Here is a 24,456-nt window from a genome sequence, read left to right as displayed (position 1 = left end):
TTATTTTTATATTATACCAATCCTTGAATACGTAATATAATTTCAGCAACTAATGCAGCACCAAGATAGGTACTTATTAACATTACAATACCAATGATAACTGTTTTCCAACCTAATTTTGCGAAGTCTGCCCATGAACTACCTATAGAAACACCAGCATATGCGACTACAGGTGTTGCAAGAGAAAGTAACTCTACTTGTTCAGTCCATTTTACAATATAAGTGGACCCTGGCATGCCAGGTATTGTAAGTATTAGTCCTATAATGCCAATATAAGCAATGCTAGGGACGTTGAAAGGTAGTATATTGTGCAATATCAATCCGATAAATGCAATGAACATTAAAGATAAAATACCTGGCAAAGCCTTAAAAGGAAGAATACCTTGTCCAATCCAATTACTGGTAAGTGAGATAAATCCAACAACAATAAGTGTAAGAAACCAGTCTAAATATTTAGATGTCATTCTATTTCTTCTCCTTTGCTACTGAATTTCCCTTTTATGGACATCATCAGTTGATAATATTTTTGAGTTAAAGGAAGTGCTATAAGAATACCAATGTATAATCCTGTGACTGATGTGAGTAAATTACTTACACCTGAAAAAGCAGTGATTGTACTTGCTTGATCTGGATACATTGAGACTAAAGGACCTACGGCAGCTGCTGTCATGACTCCACTTCCAACACCAGATGCCATTGCATAAGCAAGTGGGCTTAAAGGAACAATGGATATGATTAAACCAGCAAAGATACTAAAGAAAATAGCTCCAAATATCGTTCCGAATATGTAAATAGACATGACGCCTCTCCACTCCGGTGAAGCTATGCCAAATTTTTCAGTAATTAAAGCTAAATTTGCTTCTCGACCAATTGAGTGTGTCATACCGATAGCTTCTTTTCTCAAACCTAATAATAGTGCTAAAGGTAAAGCGAAAATGATGGTAGCTAGGTGTCCAATTTCTTGTAGTATTAATGCTGGTCCTGCAGCAATTATCTTTGGTAAAGCAGGTCCAGCTTCTACACCAAATTTTGCAATAAGTAATGCTACAGAGATAAAAACCATTGATTCGGCATGTTTAGCTTGTGTTTTTTTAATAATTGGTGTGAAGTAAACAGCTAAACCAAGTAATACGGCATATACAACTGGTAGTAACAATAGTGAAGTTGGTCCTATTGGGATTTTATGGGTACCGATGAATTCGGATATAACCATTATGATGAAGACGATTCCGTGTAAACGCCAATCTTTCCACATGTTATGTTTTGATTTCATATAATTTGCACTCCTTAAATAAGATTGAATTTTCTGACATTAATAGCGTCTATTCTATACTTATTTTTTAAAAAATTAAAGAGTATAAAGAATTTTTATGAAAAGATATATGATATTAAAAGCATGAAAGATAAGCAATGATTTTAGAATCAACGATATAAAAAAGCTAAGACATTATTAATGTCTTAGCCTATCTCATCAGTTACGTAGTATTTGATTGAATGAAAAATCTGTAAATCAATTTTTTGCTCTTCTTTTTAAAATACGATTTAGATATTATCATCATATTTTTTTGGTGTATGTTACAGAAGTTATCGTTGTTTAATAGTCATTGAAATGATAAATGCAATAGCCATAAATATAGTGATCATTGCGACGACACCTGACCATTGAAATACACCATAAAAATAACCGGCTAAAGTACCACCAAATGAAGAACCTATATAATAAAATAGTAGGTATAAACTAGAGGCTTGTGCCTTATGATGTTCTGCTCGTCCTGCAACTACAGCACTGGCAATTGCATGACCACTAAAGAATGCGTAAACGCTAAATGCAAGTCCAAGTATTTTAAAAGGAAGCGGAGGCAATAATGTAATCCATATACCTGTGATTAAAAGTAATATACTAAACTTTAAAGCGTTTAAGGTACCAAGTGATCGGCGTAATTTGGCGTTTAATATAGAAGACAACATGCCGATAAGGAACAATAAATAGATGAAACTTATGATAGTATCATGTAAATGATAAGGCTTTGAAGCTAATACAAAGCTAATATAATTGAACGCAGCAATATTACAACCTAGTAATAAAAATCCTACCATAAAGGGTTTTAATAATCTTACATTTTTAAGATGGTGACCATAACTTGAAAGCAAATCTTTAATTGAAAAGCGTTGTTTTTCAAAGTGTTGTGAAGTTGGTAGTAATATAGAAAATAAAATAGCTGCAATAACACTTATAATACCAATAGATAGTAATCCTGCTTGATAACCATAAATACTAGAAATAACGCCGGTAAAAATTCTTCCGAACGCACCTCCAAATGCATTACCACTAATGTATATGCCCATAGCTGCGGGAAGACTTCCTGCTGAAATCTCTTCACCTATGTATGCCATCGCTATAGAAGGTAATCCAGCTAAGCAAATACCTTGGATAAATCGAATAAGTAAAAATAAATTAAAGTCTGTAATAAAAGCTTGTACTAATGCTAATAATGATACGGAAATAACAGAGAAAATCATAATGGGTTTTCGACCAATTACTTCAGAAATTGCACCAAAAAATAGCATAGCCAAAGCTAGTGTTAGCGTAGTAACTGATAAAGCTAAACTTGCTACAGTCTCACTTACGTTAAATGACTTAGTAAAATGAGGTATAAGAGGTTGCACACTATACAAAATTGAAAATATAGTGAAACCCGAGATAAAGAGTGCAATAATAATTTTTGCATAAGCCTTTGTCCCTTTTTCTACGTACTTGTCTGTTTGAACATTCAATGAATCTTACCTCACTTTTAATTGATAATTTTATGGTAGCATGTAAATACCGATTTAAAAAATGCATAATTATCATATGAATAATGCGTTTGACGCATAAAGGAGTGGATAAACCTTGGAATGGCACCATTTTGAATACTTCAAACAGTTGGCGAAATTAGAAAATATGTCTGAAACAGCAAAAGTTCTAAATGTGAGTCAATCAGCATTAAGTAGAGCGATTAAAAATTTAGAAAAAGAGTTAGGAGTTCCATTATTTAATAGAATTGGTAGGAAAATAAAGTTGAACAAGAATGGTGTTTCATTTTTACAAACAGCAAATAATATTGTCAGTGAAATGGAAATATATAAGCAAAACGTTGATGCTGACACAAATATAGAAAATGGTAAATTAACTATTGGATTTTTACATTCTGTTGGAGTAACTTATATTTCTGATTTTTTAAAAGAATTTAAGAGTTTATTTCCTAATATTCGACTTAAATTAATACAAAACCATGCGAAGAATTTATTGTCTATGTTGGATGATGGTGATGTTGATATTATAATAACGACGGTTTCTGAAATTACACCAAACACACAATTTGAACCATTATTAGAAGAAGAATTATATATCACTTTAAATGATACGCATCCATTATCGAATCAACATTCGATTTCTATTGAACAATTACTAGACGAAAAATTTATTTTGTTAAAGCAAAATTATGTATTGAGAGAACAAATTGATGAAATTTTTCATCATTTTGAAATTATTCCAGAAATAAATTTTGAAGGTGATGAAACAATTACGATAGCAGCATTTATAAGTTCTGGTTTAGGAATTTCAATCTTACCGCATTTACGTAATATTCAAATTGCAAATTTGAAACAAATACCTATTCGGAATTATACTGCAAAGCGTAAAATTGGACTTTGTTATAAAACTAAAAATCAAACTGTACCAATTATTAATCAGGCCAGAGACAGTCTTGTTACTTATTTTCAAAATATGAAATAAGCCGATATGGTTTAATTAATACAATAAAATATACTGAGCAATAGCCGAGAATAAAATTTTCGGTTATTTTTTCGTTTTACTCCCAAAAAAAGTATTTTTAAGTTTAAAAAGTTTAAAGAAACATATTGATTTAAATTAAAAATATTATAAAATGATAAGAGGCTGTTTAAAAAAATAATTCGATAGGGTAATACTTATTTCGATGTGTGGGGTGATAATTAAATGAAAAAGTTTTTAGTAATGATGGTTATAGGTATTTTTATTTTGGCAGGTTGTGATATTAATTTAAATACTGGTGGCAATAATAGTGAGAATGATGAAAATTCAAAGAAATCTAACAAGGCAAAAGCGACTAGCAAGATGAAAGATTTTAAAATTGGGCAGGTTGTAAATGCTGATGGGGTAGATGTTAGAGTCACAAAAGTTGAATTTATTAATAATTATGATGAGTATAGTGCACCTGAAAATGGAAAAGCGATTAGAGTATATATGAAATTTAAAAATAATAATGATGACCAAGTATTAATAGATTCTACTGATTTTAGTATGAAAGTTGATAATGAAAATTATCAAGAATGGTTTGGCAGTGATGATATGAATGATGGATTTAGTCATCAATTAAATAAAGGGAATACTGCTTCAGGTTATATTACATATGATGTACCAGATAGTGATGAATATGCATTAGAAATGGACGCTTCACCTAATTTTGAAAGTGTGAAAGCACGCTGGAAAATTAAAAAGCAAGATATAAAAGATGGCGCTACAGGTAGTGGAAGTCAAACAACAGCACCTGTTGAAACTGAGAAAGAACCGGACGAAAGTACAGATGATTCAGACGACAGTGAAGACACAGAAAGTGAAGACACAGAAAGTGAAGATACGCCATATACAGCAGATATGTATAATGATTTGGTTGATGAATATAATGGTCTAACTGATGGTGAAAAAATGGATCACGTTGATCATGATGTATTAGAAATTGAATATACACAGTTAGAAGAACGTATTGAAGCACTATATGAAAAACAAATTGAAGAAGAAGATAAAGCTTTAGAAGAAGAATTAAAAGAGCAAGATGAAGCGTATGATAAAGAAATGGAAGAAATAGATAAGCAGTATGAAGAAGATATGAAAGATTTAGAAGATGAAGACGATACGGAGACTGACGATAGTACAGCAGATGACAGTGAAACTACTGAAGAAAAAGCAGAGTAAAGTAATTTATAAAATGGAGGGAAATCTGTGAATAATAATCATTATGTAAAACCAACGAATCGTGTAGCTGAAATGATATTAGGGATTTTAGGAAGTGTATTTGGAATATTGGGTGGTTTATTTGCCGTAATGCTTGGGGGCATAGGTTCAGAATTTGGGGATGCAGATAGTACTAATATAGGTGGCTTAGGTGCTGCTGTAATTATAACTTGTATCATTACGTTGATATTAAGTTGTATTATTAATAAACAACGAATTGTTATGGGGATTTTGTTAATAATTGGTGGAATATTAAATATGATATTTATCGGCTTCTTTGGAATATTATCTGGGATTTTAATCTTGGTAGCTGGTATTTTAGCACTAGTAAGAAAATAAAAATCAGGTAATAAGTGTTAGGCTATTTTATATGGTGTCTAACACTTATTTTTTATACAGTTAAGCAAACAAATGACCTATATTTTGATTATTTGTTTAATCATGTTTATCATATAAGCAAATACTACGTTGAAGGAGTAGAATAGATGTTTACAATATATGGTCATAGAGGGTTACCGAGTAAGGCGCCTGAAAATACACTTGCTTCATTTAAGGAAGCTGCTTCTACGCCAGGTCTGAAATGGATTGAATTAGATGTGGCGATTACCAAAGATGAACAATTAATCATTATTCATGATGACTATTTAGAAAGAACTACGGATTATTGTGGTGAAATTACACAATTGGAATATAAACAAATACAAAATGTATCTGCTGGAAGTTGGTATAGTGATGATTATAAGAATGAAAAAATTCCAACATTCGATGATATTATTACTATCGCTAATGAAGCACATATCAATATTAATGTTGAATTAAAAGGTGTAACAGGTCCAGAAGGTACACGTTTGTCAGAGTGTATGGTAAAACAAGTTTCAGAGAAATTGACTGAGTTACGAGAAGGTATAGAAGTAATGATATCTAGTTTTAACATTCCTTTATTAAAGCTAGCTCAGACTTATATGCCTCAGTATAAACGAGCAGTTATATTTAAGGCAGTTGCGTTTAAAGAAGATTGGAGAACAATATTGGATTTTTGTGACGCAAAGATTGTAAATATTGAAGATGCTAAATTGACGCAAAGTAGAGTTGAGGCAGTTCGCAATGCAGGATTTGATTTGAATGTTTGGACAGTAAATAAAAAAGAACGTGCGAACCAACTTGCCAATTGGGGCGTGACAGGTATTTTTACAGATAAAGCAGATGCGATGGTACATTTGGAAAGAGGTTAATGGAAAGATTGTAAGATTGAATATAATTAACAGAAATAGCAATCGCTTAGTTAAATCAAATCAATTTATTTATATAAATAAAGTTAATATTAACCCTTAAATGAATGAGCGAATTCATTTAAGGGTTATTTTTATAGATTAATGTATGATAGTGTTCTATTTTAATTTAAAACCATTGAATATTTATGATTACCTTTGCTTTAATTATACGGTATAAATTAACAAAGAAAAAGACTATTTGTTATTGCGTAATCGTTTTATACTCATTATCATGCTTAAAAAGGAGTGCTTGTAAATGGATAATTATGTAAAAACAACAGTTTTGGATGAGGGACCGTTTTTTCATGGAACAAAGGCGCAGTTAAAAGTTGGTGACTTATTAGTGCCAGATAGACAATCAAATTATCAAGATAGAATAATGAATCATATATACTTCACAGCTACTTTAGAAGCAGCAAAGTGGGGTGCAGAATTAGCAGTCGCCCTTTCTAATACAGCAGAAGTACAAGATGAACACATCTATCTTGTTGAGCCATTAGGTGGATTTGAAAATGATCCGAATGTAACAGATAAAAAATTTCCAGGTAATCCAACAAGATCATATCGTTCAAAGGAACCATTAAAAATTATAGGAGAACTTGCGACATGGGAAAGACATAGTGATGCAACGATTGAGGAAATGCTAGATGGGTTACAAAAATTAAGAGCTGAAGGAAAAGATATTATAGAAGATTAAAGTGATAAAGTTAAAACAAGATAAATAGATTATTAGTAAAGCCTCTTTTATATAAAATTCGACACTTATTTAAAGTTTTATTAAAATATTTTCTTTGAAAAATATATAAAATAAGATTATTTGTAATTTACTAGGGTAAATTGACAAAAAAGGAGGCGTATTATCATGAATAAAGTATTGAGCTCTTTAATGGGTGTTGTAGATAGTATCATTAGTTTTCTACCTAATATTATAGGTGCATTAATATTCTTACTTATTGCTTGGATTATTGCAGTAATTGTTAAGAAAATTATAGTGAAAGGATTAGGTGCGTTAGGATTTGAGTCCTGGTTACAGAAGAAAGGATTAGTGGATGCTGGGAAAGGTAAATCGGAATCGGAAGGAATTATTCAAACTTTCGGTAAACTAGCTTATTTCTTAGTATTTTTATTATTCCTACCATCTGTATTTGATTCATTAAATATGCAATCAGTATCTAAACCAATCAAAGGTATGATGAGTAGTATACTTAATTTTTCACCTAAAATTATCGTAGCTGTCATTATATTGGTATTAGGTATTTTCATTGCCAAAGTATTAGGTACGTTAGTGAAAAATATTCTTGGAAGTCTCAATGTTAGTCGTTTTAATAAATATGTTAACTTTGGTGAAAATAAAGATAGCATTGATATTCCTACCGCAACAGGTTGGGTAATTACAACGCTAATTGGTTTATTCTTTACTGTTCAAGCATTAAATACAGTGAATTTGTCAGTGTTAAATAAAATAGGTGAAGCGATTATTGGATATTTACCATTAGTCATTTCTGCTGTAATTATTTTAGCACTAGGATTAATAGGTGGTAATTTAATATCTAAATTAATTAATAAATCTACAGGTAATGCGATGCTAGCTGAAATTGTTAAATATTTAGTTATTATTGTGTCTGTATTTATGACTTTAGATCAATTAAACTTTGCTCAAAGTATTGTAAATGTAGCATTCTTATTAATCTTAGGTGCAGTTGCAGTTGCGTTTGCTATCGCATTTGGTATTGGTGGTAAATCGTTTGCTGAAAAACAATTAAATAAATTCTCTGATAAAATTGATTCAGAAAAAAATAATAAATAAAGTAAATGAAAATACTATCTTAATTTTGTGTTAAACTTTATTTAATAGAGAAGGTTATTTCCTTTAGATTGGGGAATAACCTTCTTTTATAATTTTATAACTGAAAAAAGGCAATAGAATGTGGGTAAAAGATGCCACAATTAATTACATAAAGGACAGAAAATAAATGCTGAACACTTTCATATATCAGTTACCAGTTGCAATATGTGGTTTAATATTAGGTTGTGCGACTATAAGTAACTTATTTTTTACACTTCATTACGATTTGGGTGGTCATGTTTTTTTATGGATAAGTATAATATTAATACTGCTTTTTTGTAGTAAGTGTTGTATATATCCTAAAGTAATACTAACTGAGCTTAAAAACCGTAATGTTTGTGCAACATTTCCAACCTTACCCATGGCTATTTTGACAATAGTGTATATACTTTATCATCAATTTCAGCTGCAGTTGTTTATATTAAATATGATTTGGTGGATGACGGTAGTTCTTCAATGTATGATTATTTGTTGTTTTGGTTATTATCATATATGGAAAAAGAGCAGTCATCATATTGTAAGACCTAATACAAGTTGGTTTGTCACATTTGTGGGTATTGGAGTAATATCAGAAACATCGATGGACTTTAATCAATTATTTGGGGAAATCTTACTATATATTGCAACAATATGCTTTATTCTAATTATACCGTATATATTATATAGAAAAACTTGGCAAAGATATAAACAATCACAATTTCCGTTATCTGTGATTATTGCAGCCCCGGGTGCATTATGCTTTAACGCATACTTAACAATCGTAAATCAACCAAATATTTTAATTTTGATTATCGGAATGATATTGTCACAATTTTTATTTTTGGTGACGTTATGCTTTATTCCTAAATTGTATGATTTAGGATTTGTTCCTACATTTTCTGCGTTAACTTTTCCATGGGTTACAACTGCGCTGTCATTGTATAATGTGATTGAAGTTATACATGTAAATGGAAATTATATCAAAGTTATCCTTGATGTCGCTTTTATAATTGAAACGGGATTAGCGATTTTAGTCGTTTGTTTTGTATTAGTAAATTATATAATATTTATGAAAAGACAGATAATAGATAGCATAAAAGAATGATATTGTAATAAAATATGAATAAGAGTATTTTAATTATGTAAAGTGAAGATGATGAAGACTAGCATGGTAATGACTTTTGTTAGTCTTTTTACATTTATAAGATTGAAATCGGGATGAGCGATAAAAATAGATGGATAAATTTTACTATTAAGAGGAGAAAAATAATATAAAGGAAGGTAAATCATGCAAGGAAATAATGATTATGAAAATCTGTTGTTTTATTTTGCATATAAAACATTTATAAACACTGCTGACGAAATTATTGAATCATATGGGCTCAATCGTCAACACCATAGGTTCTTATTTTTTATAGACAAGGTGCCGGGAATTACGATAAAAGATTTATTGAAAAGTATGGAGATTTCAAAACAAGGCAGTCATGCAGCATTAAAAAAACTTAAAGATGAATCTTATATTATCGAAAAACAAATGGAACACGACAAACGTGTTAAAGCATTATATGCTACGGATAAAGGAACGAAACTTGTAAGGGAATTGAATAAAGCGCAAAACGACTTATTTCAAGACATTCAAAAAAAAGTTGGAAATGATTGGTATGCAATTATGGAAGAATTTGCATCATATAGAGATGGTTATGAAGATATAAAGCATCTTAAAAATGAATATGAAAAGAACGAGTAAGTGAATAACCAACTTGTAAGATTAGATCTTTAATTTTAAATACTAAGGAATAAGACGGAAAACAAATTTTAAAAATTTCTTTTTTCTAATAATACAATAACTATTAGATTTGAAATATATTTATTAAATTCGGTTAACTGACACTTAAATGATGACACAGGTTAAGACATGATATTAATGTCTTAGCCTTTTTTAATTTGAAAAAGTTTTGTTTTTATTAAAGTATTTTATCTATGTATAAAAAGGGATAATAAGTCAATATAGTTGACCTTTTTATTTGTATCAGTTAATTTGGAGGTGTAATTCAAAAAGAGAAAAGGGGAAATGAATTATGAGAAGACGAATTGGACAATATTTAATGGACTGTATTAGTAATGTTGGCGTAGATAAGATATTTGGTGTTCCAGGAGACTTTAACTTAACCTTTTTAGACGATATTATCGATAGAGATGATATGGAATGGGTTGGTAATACCAACGAGTTAAATGCAAGTTATGCAGCAGACGGCTATGCAAGAGTAAAAGGAATCAGTGCGATGGTAACGACATTTGGTGTGGGAGAACTAAGTGCAGTTAATGGTATTGCTGGTGCTTATGCAGAACGCGTACCTGTAATTCAAATCACAGGTGCACCAACACAAAAAGTTGAACATTCTGGTAAATACGTACATCATTCCTTAGGAGAAGGAACGTTTGATGATTATCGTAAAATGTATGAACCAATTACGACAGCACAAGCATATATTACTGAAGAAAATGCACAAAAAGAAATTCCAAGAGTCATTGATGCAGCAATAAATGAGCGAAGACCTGTGCATATTCACTTGCCAATTGATGTTGCAGCAATTGAAATTGAAGTATCAGAAACGTATCGCTATAAGCAAAATGAGATTAAATACGTGACACCATATATAGAAATGGTGAAATCCAAACTAAATAGTGCGGATCAACCAGTAATCATCACGGGTCATGAAATAAATAGCTTTGGATTACACGAAGCATTAGAACAATTTGTAAATCAAACAGGTATACCAGTTGCACAACTATCTTTAGGTAAAGGCGCATTTAATGAAGAAAATCCTTATTATATGGGAATCTATGATGGTGCAATAGCTGATGAAAATATTAAAAATTATGTAGATAATAGTGATGCAATATTAAATATTGGTGCTAAATTAACTGACTCTGCGACATCAGGATTTTCATATCAATTTGATTTAGATGATGTCATCATGTTAAATCATCACAATTTTAAAATGAATGAAACACGAAATAGTGAAGTTACTTTATATGATTTAATAACTGGACTTCAAACAATTGATTACCATAATCATGCTGATTTTCCTAAATTCAAACAGCCAGTAACTCACAACTATATATTAAATAATAAGCCATTAACTCAAGAAACATACTTTAAAATGATGCAAGATTTTATACAAAATGATGACATCATCATTGCTGAACAAGGTACATCATTCTTCGGAGCGTATGACCTTGCTTTGGCTAAAGAAAATCAATTTATAGGACAACCACTTTGGGGGTCTATTGGATATACATTACCTTCAACATTAGGTACCCAATTAGCTGATCCCAAACGTCGTAACGTGCTACTCATCGGTGATGGCTCATTACAACTAACGGTTCAAGAAATTGCCACTATGATTAAATTAAAACAAACACCGATTATATTTATTATTAATAATGATGGTTATACAGTCGAACGTAAAATACATGGAGAAAATGCATTGTACAATGATATTGCAATGTGGAATTACAAATTATTACCTACCGTTTTTGGTGGAGAAAAAACAGTATCTGTCCATGATGTAGATTCAAGTGAAACATTACAACAAGCATTTGATCAAATTAACATTGATTCTAATCGTATGCATGTAATAGAAGTTAAGATGGGAATGCATGACGCTCCAGAAAAATTAAATGAAATAGGTAAAGCTTTTGCCAAACAAAATGGTTAAAAAATGATGCATTATTAGAATGAATATCAAATATTAATTTATATAAAACAGCACTTAAATGAATTTCAAAAGAATTCATTTAAGTGCTGTTTTTTTACTTAATATTTATTTACTAAGCATAGAATGATATATCAAAGGGTTTTAGAAATACTGACATAACAACAATTTAAAGCAATGGAAGTAACTATCAATAAATTTATAGCGATATATCGTTGACTTATTTCGATATATCGTTTATACTTTCGATATATCGAAATAAGAAAGGAAGATAATTATGTTTAGAAGACATTTTCATAAAAGACATCATCACTTTGCACACAAAATGATGGATAAAGAAGATTTTGGATTTGGAAAAGGTATGGAGGGGTTTGACCCTCGTGCGATGGCAGCAATGGGTAAGGAAAGATTTTTCAAAAAAGGTAATTTACAATTTGTGATTTTAAAAATGTTACAACAAGATTCAAAACATGGATATCAAATTATTAAAGATTTAGAGGAGCAATTCAAAGGATTTTATTCACCGAGTCCAGGATCAGTGTATCCGATACTACAGATGTTAGAGGATAGAGAATTTGTTTCGATTTCAAAAGAAGGTAAAAAGAAAGTTTATACAATTACAGATGAAGGTCAGGCATTTTTAAATGAAAATATGGACGATACAATGTTAAATAGAATGGAACATTTAAAGCATATGGATTTTGATAAAATGCAAGCATCTCGTGAACAATTACAAGATTTGTTTAGAACATTTATGATGAAAAGTAAAGCATCTTTTAATGATGAAGATAAAAAACGTAAGTTTAATGAATTTGTAGAACGTACGAAAAAAGAATTAGAAGATTTATATTAAGGTGAGGTGTTTGTAAGTGGCAAAAAATAGCAAGATAGCTATTATTGGTGGTGGTCCTGGTGGTTTAATGCTAGGACTGTTACTTCAACAACGTGGTTATCAGTTTACTATTTTTGAAAAGTCTGATGGTCACAATCACGAGTCACAAGGCGGATCATTAGATATACATGGAGATACAGGACAGGTACCTTTAAAAGAAGCAGGACTTATTGATGAATTTAATAAACTTGCGCGATTTGAAGGTGAAGATACAAAGATTGTTGATTCAACTGGAAAAGTACATTATGAAGATGATGCAGATGGTCAAGGTGATAGACCCGAAATTGATCGTGGAGCGTTATGTGATTTAATTCGTAGTCACATCGACCCAACATCAATCAAGTATGACTATCAATTTGATAGAATGGAACAATTAAAAAATGGCGATTGTGAAGTGTCATTTTCTAATGGCTATTCTGAAAAATTTAATTATGTTATTGGTTCTGACGGTGCTTTCTCAAAAGTACGTACGTATTTATCTGACACAGATATTGTATACACAGGTATCAGTATGATTGAAATAAATATTGAAAATATAAGTGAAGAGCATCCTGAATTATTAAAATATAATAAAAATGGGAAAATGATGGCATTAGCGCAAGATAAAGGTTTGTTAGCACAATTAAATGGTGATGATAGTATTAAGGTCTATGTATCATATAGAATGACAGAATCTGAATTAGATGCTTATAAACTATTGTCGCATAATGGATTACAAGCACGTTTATTAAGTGACTTTGAACAATGGGATGAGCAATTATTAAATTATATTCATAATATGAGTGACAGAGTATTGTTTAGAAGAATATATAGACTACCGATTGGCTTTAAATGGTCAACGAATCAATCTATAACACTCATCGGTGATGCGGCACATTTGATGAGTCCGTTTGCTGGTGAAGGTGTGAATATGGCACTTTATGATGCTTATTTATTTGTTAAATCATTAGATCAATATGAGAATCAACCTGAAATTATTGAAAATTATGAGCGCGCAATGTACGAAATTTCTAGCAACAGTGCATATGATTCTCAAAGTAATTTAGAATTGATGTTTTCTGAACAAGCAGCTAAAAAGTTGGGTGACATGTTTTCACCACTACAATAAAATATTTGAATTCAGTGCATGCTAGGGGATTATCATACCTGGTGTGCACTTTTTATGATGCTTTAAATAAAAAGCACTTGAAAATGACTGATGCAAAGTTGAACAAAAGTAACTATACATAAACGCTAAAGAAAAGGGGTAATTATAAAAACAAAGCTATAGAAATATGCGTAATGAATTCAGAATGTTTTTTTACAACTATAATATCTCATGAACCATGTTGATATATTAACTAACTTAAGGTGTGTAAATATGGGGAACTTACAAAAAGATTATAAGTATTGTCAAAAACTAACGAAGCATCACGCTAAAGCATTTGCCAACACCTTTGATCAGGTAGAGGAAAATAAACGTAATGCACTTTGGTCTATCTATGCATTTTATTATAGTGTTGATGCGTGTATAAGAGTCCACAAAGATATAGCATATTTAAATAATATCAAAATAGATATACAACAAATTTATAAGGGTGAAACTAAAAAATTTCATAGTAATGCCAAAATAATGAGACCATTGGCTAAAACAATTAATTCATATAACTTGGCGAAGTTCCCTTTTGAAACTTTACTTCAAACGATTGAAGATGATTTTTTATTTTCTATAAATGATACAGACCAGCAATTAATGGACTACTGTTATGGTGCTAGTGGTGTAGTTGGGGAATTACTTAATCCTATTTTCACTCATGAACAATCCAATTCATCTTTGATTGATGAAACTAAAACAATGAGTATTGAGATGGGGAAGGCAATCCAACTTACAAAAATTTTAAGAAATGTAGGTAAAGATTATAGCGATGAACGTGTTTATCTATGCACAGAGCAACTTGATTTCTATAACGTTGATTTGGATACAATTTATTATAATGGTGTGACACCAAATTATGCACATTTATGGGAGAATTATGCCAAAGCAATTGAAAACAAGTTTGCACGTGTGTTGAATCATTTGTACTTGTACGATACGGATATAAAACCAATCATAGTGTTAACTATAAAAACGTATCAAGGGCTACTAGAGGAAGTACGAAGAAATTTATATGATATGACAAAGCATGCAAAATTAAGTAGTTATAAGAAATCAAAAATCTATAGAAAAGTTATGGAAACATATAACATTCAATAATTTAGAAAGTTAATATACTTAATCACAAAAAAGCATTATAAAAATGTGGTTTTTGAAATAAATTGAATTGTACGGTTGTATGATATACTAACAATAAATAAGCACATATCGTTAGAACTAGGAGATTGTATTTTATGAATAAGCCTAAATATCAAGTAATCGCAGATGAAATCAAAAATAAAATTATTAATAAAGAATTTCAAGTAGGCTCTTTACTACCTACTGAAAAAGAATTTCAAAACAGATATAGTGTGAGTCGTTATACAATACGACAAGCTATGGATTTGCTCGTTACTGATGGTTATATTAACAAAAGAAAAGGTTCGGGATCATATGTTAGTTATGAATTTTTAAATACTGAAAAAAATAATAACTCAAAAAAGATTGGGCTAATTGTGACATATTTATCTGACTATATCTTTCCAAGTATTATACGTGGCATTGAGACGGTTTTAAGAGAAAATGGCTACTCATTAATTTTGGCGAGTACGAATAATAATCATGTAGATGAGCGACAATGTTTAGAAATGATGCTAAACCAAGGTATTAAAGGTTTAATTGTGGAACCGACAAAAAGTAATGTCTATAATCCAAATTTGTCGTATTATTCATTATTTAAACAACGAAATATTCCTATTTTATCTATTAATGCCCAATATGAAGAACTAAATTTACCATATATTGCAATCGACGATATTAAATCCGGCCATCTAGCTACAAAGTATCTAATCGATAAAGGTCATGACAATATAGCTTTAATTACAAAGATTGATGATAATCAAGGTAAGTTACGTATGAAAGGTTATTTTAATGCTTTTGAAAAAGACAATAAAGTATTTAAAAGTGAATACATTTATACATATGATACGGAAAGTAAATTATCTGTGTTAGATCAATTTGTAGAACATGTTGTGTCGAAACAAATTCAAGTTTCGGCAGTGGTTTGTTATAATGACCAAATTGCGTATTATATTATGAAAAAATTAGAAAAACGTGGGGTTTCAATCCCAAGAGATATGTCTATTGTTGGTGAAGATAACTCTGTATTGAGTAAATTAGAAGATGTAGATCTTACCACAACTTCACACCCACAAGAATTATTAGGTGAAAAGGCAGCGAATTGGGTGCTAAGTACAATAGAAACAGGGAAAATACAACCTTCAGAGTTAATTGATACTTATATTATAGAGAGAAGTTCTGTAAAGTGAATTGAAATAAAAAATTAGGATAGATATGATTAATAAATCAGACTATCTTTTTGTTTTAAAATTTTGCAATTAAATTGAAATAACCTTAAATCAAGGTGTTTCAAAAATAGATTTCTTTATTGGAGTGGCCCAAAAATCTTTTTTAAGATTTCTATGCCACTCCTTTTTGTTTAGAAGAGGTTAATTTCACCCACTGATATATACGGACAAAAATAATAATATATTGACATGTACGGACAAATGAATTATGATTTATATGAAAACGATTACAAAAGAGGTGTTTGCAATGCAAAGTCCTAAACGTATCAATGATAGTTCAGATATATCAATAGGCATAGAGTTGGGATCTACGAGAATTAAAACAGTCGCAACGGATGCAGATTTTAATACGTTAGCTTCCGGAAGTTTTGAATGGGAAAATAATTATATAGATGGATATTGGACATATTCTGTAAATGATATTTGGATTGGTTTACAGAAAAGCTATCTCGACATGGCAGAAAAACTTCAAGAAAGATTTAATTTAACATTGCGCAAGGTCAATAGCATTGGCATTAGTGCCATGATGCATGGTTATTTAGCGTTCGATGAGCATGAAGATTTACTTGTTCCATTTAGAACATGGAGAAATAGTTATACAGGTGAAGCGGCTGATGCTTTAAGAAATGTATTTAATTTTAATATTCCAGAAAGATGGAGCATTGCACATTTATATCAAGCGATATTAAATAATGAATCACATATTGCTAAAGTAGATTATATTACGACATTATCAGGATATATTCATTGGTATCTTACAGGTGAGAAAACGTTAGGTATTGGTGATGCTTCTGGAATGTTTCCTGTAGATGTAGAGAAACAAATTTATCGTACTGATTTATTAGATAAAGCAGATATATTATTTAAAAGTAAGGGCTTCGATAAAACATTAATCAATCTTTTGCCTAAAATTCAAGTATCTGGTGAACATGCTGGATTGCTAACTGATGAAGGGGCAAGACTATTAGATCCAAAAGGTAATTTGGAAAGTGGTTGTATCATGTGCCCACCAGAAGGTGATGCTGGTACAGGTATGGTTGCAACGAATTCAATTACGCCGCAATCTGGTAATATTTCAGCAGGTACGAGTGCATTTGCCATGATAGTTTTAGAAGATCCGCTACAGAATGTTTATCCAGAAGTAGATATTGTAGCGACGCCATCAAGTAATGAAGTTGCTATGGTACATACGAATAATTGTACATCAGAAATTAATGCCTGGATGAATTTATTCGAACAGGTGCTTAACACTATGGGAGTGACATTTTCATCTGATGATTTGTACGGACAAATATTTGGTGAGTCATTAAATAGTGATGATGACCTAGGTGGTTTACTATCTTATGGCTATGTATCCGGAGAGAATATTACACAAGTAGAAGTAGGTTATCCAATGTTTGTTCGAGAACCGAATCACCGATTTACACTTGGTAATTTCATGAAAACACAACTTTTTAGTGCCTTTAGTACATTGAAAATAGGAATGGATTTGTTAAAAGAAAATGAAAATATCAAAATACGTAAATTGATTGCACACGGTGGCATATTTAAAACAAAACGTATTGCACAAGAAGTACTGAGTGCCGCTATGGATGCCCCTATTACAGTTATGAATAATGCCAGTGAAGGTGGTGCATGGGGCATCAGTATATTAGCACGATATGCAACATTGAAAGAGCAGATGTCATTAACAAAATATCTTGAAGATGTTGTGTTTGCAAATGTAGATGAAACGACAATTTCAGCAACGAAACGAGAAGTGGAAATTTTCAACGACTATATTCATAAGACGAAAATAGGCTTACCAATAGAGCAACAACTATCCCATTATTTAGAAGGTGAAGCAAATGCTAGAAAAATTAAAACTAGAAGTTTATAAAGCGAATTTAGAATTACCTGAACGAGGGCTCATAAAATACACTTGGGGTAATGTGAGTGCATTTGACAAAGATACACAGTTATTTGTTATTAAACCCAGCGGTGTTGATTATGATGTTATGCGTCCTGAAGATATGGTGGTTTGTAACTTGGACTGTGAAGTGGTGGAAGGAAATTTGAAACCATCATCGGATATGCCCACGCATGCTGTACTCTATAAATCATTTCCAGATATAGGCAGCGTTGTTCATACACATTCTCCATGGGCAACAATTTGGGCACAAGCAGGCATGGACGTACCAGCAATGGGAACGACACATGCGGATACATTTTATGGTGCTGTCCCTTGTGCACGTTTTTTAACTGATGATGAAATTAAGCATGATTATGAATATGAAACTGGTAATGTCATTGTCGAAACATTTAAAGAAAGAGGTATTGATCCGAAAGCAGTTCCTGCCATTTTATTACAGGGACATGCGCCATTCATATGGGCAAAGGATTGTGAACATGCAGTAATGCATGCAGTTGTATTAGAAGAAGTATGTAAAATGAATCTATTTACGCAACAACTAAACAGTTCTGCGAAAGCGCTACCACAATCTATTTTGAATAAGCATTACGAGAGAAAACACGGTATTAACGCATATTACGGACAAAAATAAATAAGGAGGAAATTAGTTATGACTACAGAGAAAAAATTTTGGTTTGTTGTTGGTTCACAAGCATTATATGGTGATGAAGCATTGGAAAAGGTGAAAGCAGATGCGCAAGATATAACCGATTATTTGAATATGCATGCAGATTTACCATTTGATATTGAATTACAAGTGCAATTAGCAACAACGGCAGATACGATTACACAAATTATGAAAGAGGCAAATTACAGAGATGATATTGCTGGTGTAATTACGTGGATGCACACATTTTCACCTGCGAAAATGTGGATAAGAGGTACAAAAATATTACAAAAACCATTACTTCATTTAGCAACACAATTTTATGACAATATTTCCTGGGAAAAAATTGATATGGATTATATGAATTTACATCAATCTGCGCATGGAGACAGAGAATATGGATTTATTAATAAGCGTTTAGACAAAAATAATAAGATAATCTTTGGACATTGGAAAGACAAAGCAACATTGGAAGATATTAAATCATGGATGCTTATAGCAAATGCTTATAATGAAAGTTTTAATCTTAAGGTTGCGCGCTTTGGTGATAACATGAGAAACGTTGCCGTTACCGAAGGAGATAAGATTGAGGCCCAAATTCAATTTGGTTGGACTGTAGATTACTTTGGAATTGGAGACTTAGTTGCATATATTAATAAAGTTAGTGATGACGAAATTGATAATCTATTTGAAGTGTATCAGGAAAAATATGACTTTGATTACAGAGGTTATAGTAAAGATGAATTTAATGCATCAGTGAGAGAGCAAATTAAATATGAAGTTGCAATTAAACACTTCTTAGATTCGGGAGGTTATACAGCTTTTACCACAAATTTTGAAGACTTACATGGTATGAAACAATTACCTGGATTAGCAGTTCAACGTTTAAATGAGCAAGGATATGGTTTTGCAGGAGAAGGTGACTGGAAGACGGCAGCGTTAGATAGATTATTAAAGATAGCTACACAAAATAAAGCGACAGGTTTTATGGAAGATTATACGTATGATATGAGAAGTGATAAGCAATATATACTTGGTTCTCATATGTTAGAAGTAGATCCTACTTTAGCAGCAACTAAGCCAAAAATTGTCGTAGATCATTTAGGTATTGGTGATAAAAATGATCCTGCACGTTTGGTATTTGATGGTCAATCGGGTGAAGGTATTGTAGTAACGATGTTAGATTTAGGAACACATTATAAATTTATCATCAATGAAATTACAGCGGAAGAAATAGATACACCTGCACCAAATTTACCGGTAGCGAGAGTATTATGGCAGACAAAACCAACGCTTGAAGAAGGTGTTCGAAGATGGATTGAAGAAGGTGGCGGACACCATACAGTATTGTCCCTTACTTTGAATTCGAATCAAGTGGAAACGTTAATTAGGATGTTTGAAGCGGAGTATGTCGTAATTAAATAAGCACAACGTTTTGAAACATGTACATGCGAAAGGTAAAAAGAGGGTGAATGGGATGAAAACAAACAGTAAGGTGTCCAATAGTTTTATCTATTTCTTTGGCGCATTTGGAGGTATCCTTTTTGGTTATGATATCGGTGTAATGACCGGAGCGTTACCATTTTTAAGGGAAGATTGGGGCATTAATAGTGGTTTTATTATAGGATTGATTACTTCTTCAGTTATGCTAGGTGCTATATTTGGAGGGATTTTAGCTGGACGGTTATCAGATAAATTAGGACGTAGAAAAATGATTCTCATTTCTGCATTGATTTTTGTAGTGGGATCTGTATTATCAGGTGTTGCACCACATCAAGGAGATTATTTCTTAGTTGTATCAAGAGTGATACTTGGTTTAGCCGTCGGTGCAGCATCAGCATTGGTACCTGCATATATGTCTGAAATGGCTCCAGCTAAGTTTAGAGGTCAATTATCTGGCTTAAACCAAACGATGATTGTTTCTGGTATGTTATTATCATATATCGTTGACTTTTTATTACGCGATTTACCTATTGAACTTGGATGGAGATTGATGTTAGGAATTGCTGCAGTACCTGCCTTAATATTATTTTTAGGTGTATTGAAACTTCCAGAATCACCTAGATTTTTAATAAAAAATGGTAAGGTTGAAGAAGCGAAACATGTCTTGATGAATTTAAGAAAGGCAAAACATGTTGAAGAAGAATTTGAAGAAATAAGATGTACGATTTTAAAAGAACATAAAGTAGCAACAAATCATACATTGAGTACACTGTTTAATAGTAAGTATAAATATTTAGTTATAGCAGGCTTGGGGGTTGCTGCATTTCAACAATTCCAAGGCGCTAATGCTATATTTTATTATATTCCACTTATAGTTGAGCAGGCGACAGGTAGTTCAGCGAGTTCAGCTTTGCTATGGCCGATTATTCAAGGAATTATACTTGTTTTAGGTTCATTATTATTTATTTGGATTGCCGATAAATTTAATCGTCGAACTTTGTTAATGCTTGGTGGCACGGTGATGGGGTTATCGTTCATATTACCTACGATAATTAAGCTTATTGCGCCGAATGTTAATCCAATCATCATTGTAATATTTTTAAGTATTTATGTAGCATTTTACTCGTTTACATGGGCGCCATTGACATGGGTTCTCGTAGGAGAAATATTCCCATTAACAATTAGAGGATTCGCATCTGGTGTAGCTTCATCATTAAATTGGCTTGGATCATTTTTAGTTGGATTATTATTCCCTATTATGACAACACATTTTCCACAAGAAATAGTTTTCGCAATATTTGGTGTGATTTGTATACTAGGTGTTGTATTCGTTAAAAAATGTGTTCCCGAATCGAGAGGCAAAACTTTAGAAGAAATCGAAACATTTTGTGGTACGGAAGAAAAGATTGATTTAAAACATGTGAACGTAAAACGTAGTTAAATTTAGAGGGTATATTAAAAGCCTAAATTGTGCTTTAAGATTACAGTTACAGAAATTGTGACTGTAATTTTTTTTGTCATAGTTGAATTAGGGTATGCTATAGTTAAATTATTGAATGCAGTATTGAGGGCTATGTTTCAGCACTCAAAATGATAGTTAGGTGAGGTGAATAGTAATGGAGGAAGTGGAGGCTTTAAATTTAGATGATAATGAACGACAAGTCCTACAACAAATATTCAATAATCGCTATATTTCCAGAGTTCAGATATCGAAAAATTTAGAGATCAATAAGGCAACGATATCCAACTTACTAAATAGATTAAAGCATAAAAAACTTGTAACTGAGGTAGGCCAAGGAGACAGTACCAAAAGTGGTGGTAGAAAGCCAATTCTATTAGAAGTAAATAAAGACTTTGGTTATACAATTTCGATAGATATCGCATATTACTCATTAGAAATTTTGTATAGTTATTTTGATGGAGAGACTATGAAACATCAGTCTATCCCACTTAAAAGTAATAAAATGAGTGATATTTTAGAAATGATTAAACAATATGTGGATACAGAAGACTATTATAAAACAGAATTTGGTTTGTTAGGTGTAGCTATATCGGTTCATGGCATCGTCAATGAACAGCAAGAAATCATAGACTTGCCGTTTCATGATTTAGAAGATATATCGATAATCGAAGCGATAAAACAAGTGACGAATGTGCCAGTTATATTAGAAAATGAAGCCAATTTATCAGCCATATATGAGCGCGACTATCAAGGGAATCTCGAAATTAATAACCTAATATCTCTAAGTATACATAAAGGTATAGGAGCAGGATTAATCATCGATAAAAAATTATATCGTGGAAATGCGGGGCAAGCAGGAGAAATAGGTAAGACTTTAATTACTAATTTTTCAACAGATGAACCAACATATCTTAAAATTGAAGATTTATGTTCACAAGAAGCAATTATTCAATATTTAACTAAACAACTTAACATCACGATGACAGTAGATAAAGTTAAAAAACACTACGTAGAAGGTGATTATATTGTCACTCAATCATTAGAATTGTTCTGTAAGAGAATTGCTGTATTGGTACATAACTTAAATTCACAAATGAATACTGAGATGATTTATATTAATTGTCCTTTAATCAATGAAATACCAGAATTACTTGAAAAGATTAAAAGAGTGTCATGCAAGTTTAATCCTAATAATAACAATATAGCTATAACCTCGAATGTTAAATATGCAACATTAATGGGGGCATCAATTGCGATTACACAACAAATTTTGGATATCCAAGACATTAAATTAAATTTCAAATAACTAGTTAGCCTTTTAACGAATAAAGTTAAAAGGTTTTTTTTATTTAATTTTAGAAAGCGTTTACAAAATTTTCTTGTAGTGGTATAGTAAATAAAAAGTTAGTTAGTTTATTAAACTAACTAACTAAAACAGGAGGAATTACTCATGACATATTTTGATATTGAAAAAGTTCAGTATGAAGGTCCAAAATCTACAAATCCATTTAGTTTTAAATATTATAATGCTTCAGAAAAAATTGGAGACAAAACGATGGCTGAACACTTGAGGTTTAGTGTAGCTTATTGGCATACATTTACTGCCGATTTATCAGATCCATTTGGTGTTGGTACTGCTATTAGGGATTGGGATAAATTAAATGATATGGATAAAGCTAAAGCTCGTGTATCTGCAATATTTGAATTTATGGAAAAAACAGGTATTGAATACTTCTGTTTCCATGACATTGATATTGCTCCCGAAGGAGAAACATTAAAAGAATCAAATGAAAATTTAGATGTGATTGTTGCATTGATAAAAGAAAAAATGGACGAAACTGGCAAGAAGTTATTATGGAATACAACTAATAACTTCACACATCAGCGTTTTGTTCACGGTGCTGCTACATCATCAAATGCAGACGTTTTTGCATATGCTGCAGCAAAAGTCAAAAAGTCATTAGAAATTGCAAAAACATTAAATGCAGAAAACTTTGTTTTTTGGGGTGGTAGAGAAGGTTATGAAAGTCTATTGAATACCGATATGAAATTAGAGTTAGATAATTTAGCGAATTTCTTTAAAATGGCTATCGCTTATGCAGAAGAAATTGGTTTTAAAGGTCAATTCCTAATCGAACCTAAGCCGAAAGAGCCGACAACACATCAATATGATACGGATGTAGCAACGGCACATGCATTTTTACAAAAATACAATTTAGATCATGCGTTTAAATTCAATATAGAAGCCAACCATGCGACATTAGCGGGACATTCATTCCAACATGAATTAAGATATGCACGTGATAACAATATGTTAGGTTCTGTAGATGCTAATCAAGGACATCCTCAATTGGGGTGGGATACAGACGAATTTCCTACTGATATATACGACACTACACTCGCAATGTATGAAATTTTGAAAAATGGTGGATTAACACCAGGTGGATTGAACTTTGATGCTAAACCACGACGTACGTCATTCAAACAAGAAGATTTGGTATTAACACATATTGCTGGGATGGATGCTTTTGCCTTAGGTCTAAGGATTGCACATCAAATGATTGAAGATAACTTTTTTGAAAACATTGTGAATAAAAAATATGATTCGTATCAAACTGGTATTGGTCAAAAAATCATAAATGGTGCAATCACATTAGAAGAGTTAGAAGATTATGCTTTATCTATTACTGAAATTAAAAATGATTCTGATCATTTAGAAGTGGTGAAGTCACAAATTAATCAATATATATTAAATATTAATTGTAAAGGTTGAT

The 24,456-nt window shown here is 31.5% G+C and carries 22 protein-coding genes; 19 read left to right on the top strand and 3 right to left on the bottom strand.

Annotated elements, in window-relative coordinates; translation table 11 throughout:
• Positions 1-11 precede the first annotated feature (11 nt).
• The 3 genes from MHZ36_RS07720 to MHZ36_RS07710 all read right to left on the bottom strand — a co-directional run bounded on the left by MHZ36_RS07720 (position 12) and on the right by MHZ36_RS07710 (position 2,775).
• Positions 12-464, bottom strand: a complete 453-nt coding sequence (locus MHZ36_RS07720; RefSeq protein WP_239230873.1) for a hypothetical protein — start codon at positions 462-464, stop codon at positions 12-14.
• Positions 461-1,273 (bottom strand): DUF3100 domain-containing protein, encoded by an 813-nt coding sequence (locus MHZ36_RS07715; protein ID WP_239230871.1) that lies wholly within the window; start codon positions 1,271-1,273, stop codon positions 461-463. The genes MHZ36_RS07720 and MHZ36_RS07715 overlap by 4 nt, the downstream gene beginning before the upstream one ends.
• A 311-nt stretch (positions 1,274-1,584) precedes the next feature.
• Positions 1,585-2,775: an MFS transporter gene (locus MHZ36_RS07710; protein WP_239230870.1), complete on the bottom strand. Its 1,191-nt coding sequence runs from the start codon at positions 2,773-2,775 to the stop codon at positions 1,585-1,587.
• A 115-nt stretch (positions 2,776-2,890) separates the two neighbouring features.
• Here MHZ36_RS07710 and MHZ36_RS07705 point away from each other — a divergent pair, with 115 nt between their 5' ends.
• The 19 genes from MHZ36_RS07705 to xylA all read left to right on the top strand — a co-directional run bounded on the left by MHZ36_RS07705 (position 2,891) and on the right by xylA (position 24,455).
• Positions 2,891-3,775: a LysR family transcriptional regulator gene (locus MHZ36_RS07705; RefSeq protein ID WP_239230867.1), complete on the top strand. Its 885-nt coding sequence runs from the start codon at positions 2,891-2,893 to the stop codon at positions 3,773-3,775.
• 222 nt (positions 3,776-3,997) lie between these two features.
• A complete protein-coding gene (locus MHZ36_RS07700; protein ID WP_239230865.1) occupies positions 3,998-4,993 on the top strand; it encodes a DUF4352 domain-containing protein in 996 nt (331 codons plus the stop codon).
• Positions 4,994-5,020: 27 nt separating this feature from the next.
• Positions 5,021-5,371: a DUF4064 domain-containing protein gene (locus MHZ36_RS07695; RefSeq protein WP_239230863.1), complete on the top strand. Its 351-nt coding sequence runs from the start codon at positions 5,021-5,023 to the stop codon at positions 5,369-5,371.
• Between the two features lie 146 nt (positions 5,372-5,517).
• Complete coding sequence (locus MHZ36_RS07690; protein WP_239230862.1) at positions 5,518-6,264, top strand: glycerophosphodiester phosphodiesterase family protein; 747 nt, start codon at positions 5,518-5,520, stop codon at positions 6,262-6,264.
• A 295-nt stretch (positions 6,265-6,559) separates the two neighbouring features.
• Positions 6,560-7,000 (top strand): NAD(+)--rifampin ADP-ribosyltransferase, encoded by a 441-nt coding sequence (arr, locus tag MHZ36_RS07685; RefSeq protein ID WP_239230860.1) that lies wholly within the window; start codon positions 6,560-6,562, stop codon positions 6,998-7,000.
• 165 nt (positions 7,001-7,165) lie between these two features.
• Complete coding sequence (locus MHZ36_RS07680; RefSeq protein ID WP_239230857.1) at positions 7,166-8,110, top strand: mechanosensitive ion channel; 945 nt, start codon at positions 7,166-7,168, stop codon at positions 8,108-8,110.
• Positions 8,111-8,276: 166 nt separating this feature from the next.
• Entirely contained in the window at positions 8,277-9,233 is a 957-nt protein-coding gene (locus MHZ36_RS07675) for a TDT family transporter (RefSeq protein ID WP_239230855.1), read from the top strand.
• A 180-nt stretch (positions 9,234-9,413) separates the two neighbouring features.
• Entirely contained in the window at positions 9,414-9,875 is a 462-nt protein-coding gene (locus MHZ36_RS07670) for a MarR family winged helix-turn-helix transcriptional regulator (protein WP_481867129.1), read from the top strand.
• A 331-nt stretch (positions 9,876-10,206) separates the two neighbouring features.
• Positions 10,207-11,850 (top strand): alpha-keto acid decarboxylase family protein, encoded by a 1,644-nt coding sequence (locus MHZ36_RS07665; protein WP_239230851.1) that lies wholly within the window; start codon positions 10,207-10,209, stop codon positions 11,848-11,850.
• Positions 11,851-12,124: 274 nt separating this feature from the next.
• Positions 12,125-12,700, top strand: a complete 576-nt coding sequence (locus MHZ36_RS07660; RefSeq protein ID WP_481867128.1) for a PadR family transcriptional regulator — start codon at positions 12,125-12,127, stop codon at positions 12,698-12,700.
• A 16-nt stretch (positions 12,701-12,716) separates the two neighbouring features.
• A complete protein-coding gene (locus MHZ36_RS07655) occupies positions 12,717-13,847 on the top strand; it encodes an FAD-dependent oxidoreductase (protein WP_343237208.1) in 1,131 nt (376 codons plus the stop codon).
• A 252-nt stretch (positions 13,848-14,099) separates the two neighbouring features.
• Positions 14,100-14,972, top strand: coding sequence for a squalene/phytoene synthase family protein (locus MHZ36_RS07650; RefSeq protein WP_239230850.1), 873 nt, complete (start codon positions 14,100-14,102; stop codon positions 14,970-14,972).
• Between the two features lie 134 nt (positions 14,973-15,106).
• Positions 15,107-16,180: a GntR family transcriptional regulator gene (locus MHZ36_RS07645; RefSeq protein WP_239230848.1), complete on the top strand. Its 1,074-nt coding sequence runs from the start codon at positions 15,107-15,109 to the stop codon at positions 16,178-16,180.
• Positions 16,181-16,466: 286 nt separating this feature from the next.
• Entirely contained in the window at positions 16,467-18,098 is a 1,632-nt protein-coding gene (locus MHZ36_RS07640) for a xylulokinase (protein ID WP_239230846.1), read from the top strand.
• The gene (locus MHZ36_RS07635; protein WP_239230844.1) at positions 18,067-18,762 is read left to right on the top strand and encodes an L-ribulose-5-phosphate 4-epimerase; all 696 of its coding nucleotides are present in this window, start codon (positions 18,067-18,069) and stop codon (positions 18,760-18,762) included. The genes MHZ36_RS07640 and MHZ36_RS07635 overlap by 32 nt, the downstream gene beginning before the upstream one ends.
• A gap of 18 nt (positions 18,763-18,780) precedes the next feature.
• Positions 18,781-20,202 (top strand): L-arabinose isomerase, encoded by a 1,422-nt coding sequence (araA, locus tag MHZ36_RS07630; protein ID WP_239230842.1) that lies wholly within the window; start codon positions 18,781-18,783, stop codon positions 20,200-20,202.
• 52 nt (positions 20,203-20,254) lie between these two features.
• Entirely contained in the window at positions 20,255-21,661 is a 1,407-nt protein-coding gene (locus tag MHZ36_RS07625; RefSeq protein ID WP_239230840.1) for a sugar porter family MFS transporter, read from the top strand.
• Between the two features lie 175 nt (positions 21,662-21,836).
• Entirely contained in the window at positions 21,837-22,988 is a 1,152-nt protein-coding gene (locus MHZ36_RS07620; protein ID WP_239230838.1) for an ROK family transcriptional regulator, read from the top strand.
• A gap of 144 nt (positions 22,989-23,132) precedes the next feature.
• Positions 23,133-24,455 carry a xylose isomerase gene (gene xylA / locus MHZ36_RS07615; RefSeq protein ID WP_239230837.1) on the top strand — a complete coding sequence of 441 codons (1,323 nt, stop codon included), beginning with the start codon at positions 23,133-23,135 and terminating at the stop codon, positions 24,453-24,455.
• The last annotated feature ends 1 nt before the right edge of the window (position 24,456 follow it).

This window comes from Staphylococcus sp. ACRSN (assembly GCF_022346615.1).
GTDB lineage: Bacteria > Bacillota > Bacilli > Staphylococcales > Staphylococcaceae > Staphylococcus.
Note: the sequence above shows the minus strand (reverse complement) of the source record. Positions and strands in the feature narration are given on the sequence as shown.

Coding starts and splice junctions, on each gene's coding strand:
- arr (WP_239230860.1), top strand. CDS start 6,560: ATGGATAATTATGTAAAAACAACAGTTTTGGATGAGGGACCGTTTTTT.
- MHZ36_RS07690 (WP_239230862.1), top strand. CDS start 5,518: ATGTTTACAATATATGGTCATAGAGGGTTACCGAGTAAGGCGCCTGAA.
- MHZ36_RS07700 (WP_239230865.1), top strand. CDS start 3,998: ATGAAAAAGTTTTTAGTAATGATGGTTATAGGTATTTTTATTTTGGCA.
- MHZ36_RS07650 (WP_239230850.1), top strand. CDS start 14,100: ATGGGGAACTTACAAAAAGATTATAAGTATTGTCAAAAACTAACGAAG.
- MHZ36_RS07645 (WP_239230848.1), top strand. CDS start 15,107: ATGAATAAGCCTAAATATCAAGTAATCGCAGATGAAATCAAAAATAAA.
- MHZ36_RS07620 (WP_239230838.1), top strand. CDS start 21,837: ATGGAGGAAGTGGAGGCTTTAAATTTAGATGATAATGAACGACAAGTC.
- MHZ36_RS07680 (WP_239230857.1), top strand. CDS start 7,166: ATGAATAAAGTATTGAGCTCTTTAATGGGTGTTGTAGATAGTATCATT.
- MHZ36_RS07625 (WP_239230840.1), top strand. CDS start 20,255: ATGAAAACAAACAGTAAGGTGTCCAATAGTTTTATCTATTTCTTTGGC.
- xylA (WP_239230837.1), top strand. CDS start 23,133: ATGACATATTTTGATATTGAAAAAGTTCAGTATGAAGGTCCAAAATCT.
- MHZ36_RS07665 (WP_239230851.1), top strand. CDS start 10,207: ATGAGAAGACGAATTGGACAATATTTAATGGACTGTATTAGTAATGTT.
- MHZ36_RS07720 (WP_239230873.1), bottom strand. CDS start 464: ATGACATCTAAATATTTAGACTGGTTTCTTACACTTATTGTTGTTGGA.
- MHZ36_RS07635 (WP_239230844.1), top strand. CDS start 18,067: ATGCTAGAAAAATTAAAACTAGAAGTTTATAAAGCGAATTTAGAATTA.
- MHZ36_RS07715 (WP_239230871.1), bottom strand. CDS start 1,273: ATGAAATCAAAACATAACATGTGGAAAGATTGGCGTTTACACGGAATC.
- MHZ36_RS07675 (WP_239230855.1), top strand. CDS start 8,277: ATGCTGAACACTTTCATATATCAGTTACCAGTTGCAATATGTGGTTTA.
- araA (WP_239230842.1), top strand. CDS start 18,781: ATGACTACAGAGAAAAAATTTTGGTTTGTTGTTGGTTCACAAGCATTA.
- MHZ36_RS07660 (WP_481867128.1), top strand. CDS start 12,125: ATGTTTAGAAGACATTTTCATAAAAGACATCATCACTTTGCACACAAA.
- MHZ36_RS07640 (WP_239230846.1), top strand. CDS start 16,467: ATGCAAAGTCCTAAACGTATCAATGATAGTTCAGATATATCAATAGGC.